Below are 2,390 nucleotides of genomic sequence, written 5' to 3' on the forward strand. Positions count from 1 at the left end.
CGGGAACCTGGCTTGCTGCGGCGGACCATCCTCAGTACCTGCTCCGGTTCGCGGACCCTCAAAATGGCCAGTGCCCGCCGGATCGATTCCTCCTCCCGGCGGGTGTACCGGCTGTAAACCATGACCCGCATGATCCCCCCCTCTCCAAGTCTCGACGACAGGGCCTGCAGACCTTTCAGCGGATCTTCCAGGTGATGAAGCACGCCGTAGGCATCCACCAGACCGAAAGGCCCGTTCGCCACGCTCTCATCAAGAAGGTCCCCGGCCACAAACTCCACCTTCGTCATCCCGTGCAGCAAGCAATGCAGCCTTGCCCGCCTGAGGCTTCCCTTTGAGAGGTCGAGGGCGGTGATGGAGGCGTCGGGGTTGGCGACGGCGAAAGGATAGGGGGCGAAGCTACCACATCCCGCAATCAGGATGCGACGCAGGTTTTGCGGGGGGAGTTCACCGTTGAAGTGGCTCCAGAGGGCGTCAAGGTTTAGGGTATAGGTGTCGCAGCGGCGGACCGAGGCAAGGAGGGGATATTTCGGATACGGATAAAGCTCGTAATGACGGCGGACTTTTTCTGACATGGGAGGAGTCCCTGTGGGTGCCGGCTGCCTCTAAAGAAAGGGGAGTGTCGGCCTCGCAACCGGCACTCCCCGTTTCTCTTCTCAATCCCCTTCGTCTACCGCAGCTCGTGACGAGGGATTGAGATGACTTCCTCGATGTAATCGAGGTGGCGCTGCTCCTGGGAGAAGTTGTTCAGGATCACCTTCCTGATCTCCTCCGGCCACTCGAGACCGGCGGCGTACCGGTATTTGCGGTTGGTCAGTACCTCGTTGGCCTTGGCCGCCTCCATGGCGCCTATTGACCCGGAAACGCTCATCAGGAAGGTGAAGACTTCAATCATGTACCCTTTCAGGTCCGGGGACGGCTTCACCGGCGTTCCGTCCAGCTGCTGAACTGCTGCGGAGAGGTTCTGGATGTGATTCCTGTGATCATCCTGGAAGTCGACGAATCTCTTGCGGATGTCGTCATACTCGATGTGCTTGATAAGCCGGCTGTATGCCTCAACCGCATCCACGTCCAGTTGAATCAGATCGTTCAGCCGCTCGATCATCTCATTACGTTCCATTTCTCCCCCCCCTTGTCGCCTGCCTGCTTAATCCGCGACCGCGTCATAGTGCAGTAATTGTAACGACTAATGACTGTGGCGCAACTGAACGCCGATCACCGTCGTCTCATGAGGTGACCATACTTCGGCACTGCTCGGGTGTTGATGAAATACTGCGCCGTTGCAGAACGACGTTCTTTAGCTGTGAAAATTCTTTGACAACTGGCTGTGGTATGACGTATACAACTTGTTCATTTTGCGTCTAAAATCAAGATGTTATAAAAACTTAATCGTAGAAGGGCCACATGATCAATTTGAAACCTGAAGTAGTCGCCCAGCTCGAGCGCGTGCTCGGGTCTGTTGAGATGCTCCTCCCCAGGGCCATAAAGCCTGTCGACTGGGCCACCTGTCATGCCGCCAACTGGCGCCGCCACTCGTTCTCCGGCTACCTGGAGCCGGTGAAGGTGACCGATAACACCGACCTCGACGAACTCCTGGGTGTCGAGAAGCAGCGGGACATCATGGTCAACAACACCCGGCAGTTCCTTAAAGGGCTCCCGGCGAACAACGCGCTCCTCTGGGGGTCGCGCGGCACCGGCAAGTCTTCCCTGGTCAAGGCGCTCCTCAACAAGTTCGCCCCCGAGGGCCTGCGGGTGATCCAGGTCGAGAAAGAGGATCTCATTTACCTCTCCGAGATCTTCAGCTCCGTCGAGAACGAGCCCTATCGCTTCATCCTCCTGTGCGACGACCTCACCTTCGAGGTCGGGGAACTGAGCTACAAGATGCTGAAGAGCGCCCTGGACGGCTCGGTCTACTCCGCGCCGGACAACGTCCTCATCTACGTCACCTCCAACCGCCGCCACCTCCTCCCGGAGTACGAGTCCGACCTGATCGGCGGTAAGTTCGTCAACGGCGAGCTGCAGCAGAGCGAGGCGATGGAGGAGAAGGTTTCCCTTTCCGACCGCTTCGGCCTCTGGGTGGCGTTTCACGTCTTCAACCAGGATCGCTACCTCGACGCCGTCCGGCTCTGCGTGGAGCGCGAGGCGAAAAATCGCGGGATGGATATTCCCTGGACCAAGGACCTTGAGCTCGATGCCATCCAGTGGTCCCACGACAAGAGCAAGCGCTGCGGCAGGACCGCCTTCCAGTTCTCCAAGAACTGGGTCGGCCGTTACCTCCTGGCCCAGTGCTAATGGCTCTACGGCAGCGCCCTCCGGAAGTAAGCTACAGGTGACGCCGCCTTTTATCCCCTCCTTGGGGGGCGCGTCAGGGCGCTGCCATAACCGTCATTCCC

Annotated in this window: 3 protein-coding genes; 1 reads left to right on the plus strand and 2 read right to left on the minus strand. The window is 58.8% G+C overall.

Features of this window, described 5'->3' with window-relative positions:
- Positions 1 to 572 (minus strand): class I SAM-dependent methyltransferase (locus AC11W3_RS13815; protein ID WP_484093166.1); only part of this gene is annotated, 572 nt, incomplete at its 3' end.
- A gap of 95 nt (positions 573 to 667) precedes the next feature.
- Complete coding sequence (locus AC11W3_RS13820) at positions 668 to 1,117, minus strand: ferritin-like domain-containing protein (RefSeq protein ID WP_484089209.1); 450 nt, start codon at positions 1,115 to 1,117, stop codon at positions 668 to 670.
- A 284-nt stretch (positions 1,118 to 1,401) separates the two neighbouring features.
- Here AC11W3_RS13820 and AC11W3_RS13825 point away from each other — a divergent pair, with 284 nt between their 5' ends.
- The gene (locus tag AC11W3_RS13825; protein ID WP_484089208.1) at positions 1,402 to 2,289 is read left to right on the plus strand and encodes an ATP-binding protein; all 888 of its coding nucleotides are present in this window, start codon (positions 1,402 to 1,404) and stop codon (positions 2,287 to 2,289) included.
- Positions 2,290 to 2,390: the final 101 nt, after the last annotated feature.

The sequence above is a fragment of the Geomonas sp. genome, from assembly GCF_056994735.1.